3 protein-coding genes are annotated in these 5,972 nt (G+C 66.1%); all 3 read right to left on the bottom strand.

The features are described 5' to 3' along the window. Positions 1-1,067, bottom strand: a 1,067-nt coding sequence (gene narH / locus V7050_RS17330; RefSeq protein ID WP_324366602.1) for a nitrate reductase subunit beta, incomplete at its 3' end; no start/stop codon positions are given. A 1-nt stretch (position 1,068) separates the two neighbouring features. Next, positions 1,069-4,836 carry a nitrate reductase subunit alpha gene (locus V7050_RS17325; RefSeq protein ID WP_324366603.1) on the bottom strand — a complete coding sequence of 1,256 codons (3,768 nt, stop codon included), beginning with the start codon at positions 4,834-4,836 and terminating at the stop codon, positions 1,069-1,071. 10 nt (positions 4,837-4,846) lie between these two features. Continuing rightward, the coding region (locus V7050_RS17320) for an MFS transporter (RefSeq protein WP_324410911.1) at positions 4,847-5,972 on the bottom strand (1,126 nt) is incomplete at its 5' end.

Here is a 5,972-nt window from a genome sequence, read left to right as displayed (position 1 = left end):
GGCACGTACCAGACCATCGGCAGGGTGCGGTATTCGGGATGCAGCGGGAAGGCGACCTTCCATTCCATCGCCATCTTCCAGACCGGCGAGTGCTTCGCGGCCTCGATCCAGTCCTGCGGCACCCCGTCGGCCAGCGCCATCTCCTGGACCACCGGGTCGTTGGGGTCGAGGAAGATGTCGAGCTGCGCCTGGTAGAGATCGGTCTCGTTCTCGGCATTGGCCGCCTTCTCGATGGCGTCCGCGTCGTAGAGCATGACGCCGAGATAGCGGATGCGGCCGACGCAGGTCTCCGAGCAGACCGTCGGCTGGCCGCTCTCGATGCGCGGATAGCAGAAGGTGCATTTCTCGGATTTGCCGGTGTCCCAGTTGTAGTAGATCTTCTTGTAGGGGCAGCCGGAGACGCACATCCGCCAGCCGCGGCACTTCTCCTGGTCGATCAGGACGATCCCGTCCTCCTCCCGCTTGTAGATGGCGCCGGAGGGACAGGAGGCGGCGCAGCTCGGGTTGAGGCAATGCTCGCAGAGTCGCGGCAGATACATCATGAAGGTGTTCTCGAACTGGCCGTAGATCTCCTTCTGGATGCCCTCGAAATTGTAGTCCTTCGACCGCTTCTCGAACTCGCCCCCGAGGATCTCTTCCCAGTTCGGACCCCATTCGATCTTCTCGATCCGCTCGCCGGTGATCTTCGAGCGCGGCCGGGCCGTCGGGAAATGCTCCATCTCCGGCGCGGATTGCAGATGCCCGTAGTCGAAGTCGAAGGGCTCGTAATAGTCGTCGATCTCCGGCAGGTCGGGGTTGGCGAAGATATTGGCGAGGATGCGCCATTTCGCGCCCTGCCGCGGCTGCAGATGCCCGCGCGAATTGCGCTCCCAGCCGCCGCGCCAGCGCTTCTGGTTCTCCCAGTCCTTGGGATAGCCGATGCCGGGCTTGGTCTCGACATTGTTGAACCAGGCGTATTCGACGCCGTCGCGGCTGGTCCAGACCTGCTTGCAGGTGATCGAGCAGGTATGGCAGCCGATGCATTTGTCGAGGTTCAGGACCTTGCCGATCTGCGCGCGGATCTTCATGTCAGACCTCCATCTTCGCGACCGAGCCTTCGGCGGCCGCCGGGGTCGCCGCCGGCCGGTCGAGCCAGTCGACCTTGGTCATCTTGCGCAGGATCACGAACTCGTCGCGGTTCGAGCCCACGGTGCCGTAGTAGTTGAAGCCGTAGCTCAGCTGCGCATAGCCGCCGATCATATGCGTGGGCTTGAGGACGGTGCGCGTCACCGAATTGTGGATGCCCCCGCGCCGGCCGGTCATCTGCGAGCCGGGCACGTTCACGATCTTCTCCTGCGCGTGGTACATGAGCGTGGTGCCCGGCTTGATCCGCTGGGACACCACCGCCCTGGCGCAGAGCGCGCCATTGGCGTTGTAGAGCTCGATCCAGTCGTTATCGACCACCCCGGCGGTCCTGGCGTCGACCTCCGAGATCCAGACGATGGGGCCGCCGCGGCTCATGGTCAGCATCAGGAGGTTGTCGGTATAGGTCGAATGGATGCCCCATTTCTGATGGGGCGTGATGAAGTTCAGCACCACATGGGGCCTGCCCTCGCGGGCATCCATGTTGATCGCGCTGGTGACGGTCTTCAGATCCACCGGCGGGCGGTAGACCGCCAGCGCCTCGCCGAAAGCCCGCATCCAGAGATGGTCCTGATAGAGCTGCTGCCGGCCGCTGAGCGTGCGCCAGGGGATCAGCTCGTGGACGTTGGTATAGCCGGCGTTGTAGCAGACCTCCTCGCTCTCGATGCCCGACCAGGTCGGCGAGGAGATGATCTTGCGCGGCTGGGCGGCGATGTCGCGGAAGCGGATCTTCTCGTCTTCCTTGACCTCGGCGAGATGGGTGTGGTCGCGGCCGGTGATCCTGCCGAGCGCGCCCCAGGCCTTGACCGCCACCTCGCCGTTGGTCTCCGGCGCGAGCATCAGCACCACTTCCGCGGCGTCGATCGCAGTCTCGATCCGGGCAAGGCCCTTGGTGGGGCCGTCCTCCTGCACGGGCTCGTTCAGGTCGACCAGGTGATGCACTTCCGTTTTGGTATCCCAGGAGATGCCCTTGCCGCCGTTGCCGATCTTCGCCATCAGCGGGCCGAGCGAGGTGAAGCGCCTGTAGAGATTGGGATAATCCCGCTCGACGGCGACGAAGTTCGGGGCGGTCCTGCCGGGGATCAGGTCGCATTCGCCGCGCTTCCAGTCGCGCACCTGGTCCTGCGCCAGTTCGCCGGGCGTGTCGTGCTGGAGCGGGACCGCCACGACGTCGCGCTCCACACCGAGAACCTCGGGCGCGATCCGGCTGAACTGGCGCGCGATGGTCTTGAAGATCTCCCAGTCCGAGCGCGATTCATAGGCCGGATCCACCGCCGCCTGCAGCGGGTGGATGAAGGGATGCATGTCCGAGGTATTGAGATCGTCCTTCTCGTACCAGGAGGCCGTCGGCAGCACGATGTCCGAATAGACCGCCGTGGTCGACATGCGGAAGTCGAGCGTCACCAGGAGGTCGAGCTTTCCCTCGGGCGCCTCGTCGTGCCACTTCGCCTCCAGCGGCCGCAGGCTGCCCTCGCTGCTGCCGAGATCCTTGCCGAGCACCCCGTGCAGCGTTCCGACCAGATGCTTGAGGAAATATTCGTGCCCCTTGCCGCTCGACCCCATGAGGTTCGAGCGCCAGACGAAGAGATTGCGCGGCCAGTTCTCCGGTGCATCCGGATCCTCGCAGGACATCTCGAGCTCGCCCGATTTTAGCCGCTCGGCCACGTAATCCCTGACGTCCTGGCCGGCCGTCTCGGCGGCGCGGCCCAGGTCGAGCGGGTTGGTCTTCAGCTGCGGCGCCGAGGGCAGCCAGCCCATGCGCTCGGCACGGATGTTGAAGTCGATCAGGCTGCCGTCCCAATTGCCCTCGGGCGCGGTCGGGCTCAGGATCTCCTTCGGACTGACCGTCTCGTAGCGCCACTGGTCGGTATGCGCATACCAGGCCGAGGTCGAGTTCATGTGGCGGGGCGGGCGGTTCCAGTCGAGCGCGAAGGCGAGCGCCGTCCAGCCGGTCTGCGGGCGCAGCTTCTCCTGGCCGACGTAATGGCTCCAGCCGCCGCCGGACTGGCCGACGCAGCCGCACATCACCAGCATGTTGATGATGCCGCGATAGGTCATGTCCATGTGGAACCAGTGGTTGATACCGGCGCCGAGGATGACCATGGACTTGCCGCGGGTCTTCTCCGCGTTGAGCGCGAATTCGCGGGCCACGGTGACGATGGCATTGGCCTTCACGCCGGTGATCTTCTCCGCCCAGGCCGGGGTATAGGGCACGTCCGCGGCATAGTCGCTGGTCACCCAGTCGCCGCCCAGCCCCCGGTCCTCCCCGTAATTGGCGCAGAGCAGGTCGAAGACCGTCGCCACCAGGATCTCGCCGTCGGCGGTCTCGACGCGCCGCACCGGCACGTTGCGGGTCAGCACCTCCGGGTGCCCGGATTTCACGAAGGGCTCGTGCGCCGCACCGCCGAAATAGGGGAAGTCCACCCCCACCACGTCGTCGCGGTGCTCCTCGAGGATCTGGGTCAGCCGCAGCTTGACCGCGGCCTCTCCCGCCTGCTCCTCGAGGTTCCAGCGGCCCTCCTCGCCCCAGCGGAAGCCGACCGAGCCGTTCGGAACGACGATGTCGCCCGTGGTCTCGTCCCAGGCCAGGGTCTTCCACTCCGGGTTGTTCGTCTGGCCCAGCCCGTCGGCGAAGTCCGCGGCGCGCAGCATCCGGCCCGGCACGAAGCGCCCTTCCTTCTCGTCGAGCCGCACCAGCATGGGCATGTCGGTGTAGCGCCGGGCGTAATCCTCGAAATACGCCGCCTGCCGGTCGAGGTGGAACTCGCGCAGGATGACATGGCCCATGGCCATGGCCAGCGCCGAATCAGTGCCCGCCCGCGGCGAGAGCCAGATGTCGGAGAATTTGGAGGCCTCGGAATAATCGGGGCTGACGACGCAGGACTTCGCGCCGCGGTAGCGCGCCTCGGTGTAGAAATGCGCATCCGGCGTGCGGGTCTGCGGCACGTTCGAGCCCCAGAGGATCAGGAAGCCGGCGTTGTACCAATCCGCGCTTTCCGGCACGTCGGTCTGCTCGCCCCAGGTCTGGGGCGAGGATGGCGGCAGGTCGCAATACCAGTCGTAGAAGGACATGCAGGTCCCCCCGAGCAGCGACAGGTAGCGCGCCCCGGCGGCATAGGAGATCATCGACATCGCCGGGATCGGCGAGAAGCCGAAGACCCGGTCGGGTCCGTATTTCCTCGTGGTATAGGCATTGGCCGCCGCGACGATCTCCGACGCCTCGTCCCAGGAGGCGCGCACGAAGCCGCCGTGCCCGCGCACCTGGATATAGTCGTTGCGCAGGGCGGGATCGGCCTGGATCGCCGCCCAGGCCGCGACCGGGCTCATGGATTCGCGCATCCTGCGCCAGGTCTTCAGCAGCCGCGACCGCACCAGGGGATGCTTCACGCGATTGGCCGAATAGAGATACCAGCTGTAGGAGGCCCCGCGCGAGCAGCCGCGCGGCTCGTGGTTCGGCAGGTCGGGCCGGGTGCGGGGATAATCGGTCTGCTGGGTCTCCCAGGTGACGATGCCGGATTTCACGTAGATCTTCCACGAGCAGGAGCCGGTGCAGTTCACCCCGTGGGTCGAGCGCACGATCTTGTCGTGGCGCCAGCGGTTCCGGTAGACCTCCTCCCACTCCCGGTTGTCCCGGGTGGTCTCGCCGTGGCCGTTCGAGAAGGTCCCGAGGCTGCGCGACTGCAGGAAGTTGAGTCGGTCGAGCAGATGGCTCATGGCTGTCTCCCTAATGCGCCGGAGCGAGCCGGGGCCCGCCGCGACCGTGCTCGATTGCGTGAAGAAGGCCGCCCGGCCGCGTGTAGTAGAAGAACGTCAGCACGAGGCAGGCGACGTAGAAGGCGAGAAAGCCCCAGAGCGCCGCCACCGGCCCGCCGGTCATCGAGATCGAGGTGCCGTAGGCCTTGGGGATGAAGAAGGCGCCATAGGCCGCGATCGCCGAGGTGAAGGCGATGATCGCCGCGCTCTCCCGGTCGGTCTGCCGCTGCAGGGCGCTCCCCTTGAGCTCCGGCATCAGCCGCGGGACCTCGCGCCCCATGATCACCGGGATCATCTGGAAGGTGGAGGCATTGCCGATCCCGGTCAGCAGGAACAGCGCCATGAAGCAGGCGAAGAACCCCCAGAACGCCCCCGGGCTCTCCTTGATGCCGAGGAAGAAGATCACCCCGAAGACCGCAGCGATCATCCCCACGAAGCTCCAGAAGGTGACCCGCCCGCCCCCGTATTTGTCGGAGACCCAGCCGGTTCCCGCCCGGCTGAGCGCCCCGACCAGCGGCCCGAGGAACACGAACTGCAGCGCGTTGACCTCCGGGAACTGGAGCTTGGTCAGCAGCGGGAAGCCCGCGGAATAGCCGATGAAGCTGCCGAAGGTCCCGGTATAGAGGATGCACATCAGCCAATTGTGCTTGCGGGTGAAGATGATCGCCTGGTCGGCGAAGGAGGCCCTGGCCGAGGCGATGTCGTTCATGCCCACCCAGGCGGCGACGGTCGAGGCGATGATGAACGGCACCCAGATGAAGCCCGCGTTCTGCATCCAGAGCCGGCCGCCGTCGCTCATCTCCTGCGGCTGCCCGCCCAGCGCGCCGAAGACGCCCATGGTGATGACGATGGGCACCAGGAACTGCATCACGCTGACGCCGAGATTGCCGAGGCCCGCGTTGAGGGCGAGCGCATTGCCCTTCTCGGCCTTGGGGAAGAAGAACGAGATATTGGCCATCGAGGAGGCGAAATTGCCGCCGCCGAAGCCGCAGAGCAGCGCGAGCACCAGGAAGATGATGTAGGGCGTCTCGGGGTTCTGTACCGCGAACCCGATGCCGAGCGCGGGCAGGACAAGCGACCAAGTGGCGAGCGTCGTC

Source organism: Amaricoccus sp., assembly GCF_036846665.1.
GTDB lineage: Bacteria > Pseudomonadota > Alphaproteobacteria > Rhodobacterales > Rhodobacteraceae > Amaricoccus.
This window is presented reverse-complemented; position numbering and strand designations above follow the sequence as displayed.

Coding starts and splice junctions, on each gene's coding strand:
- V7050_RS17325 (WP_324366603.1), bottom strand. CDS start 4,836: ATGAGCCATCTGCTCGACCGACTCAACTTCCTGCAGTCGCGCAGCCTC.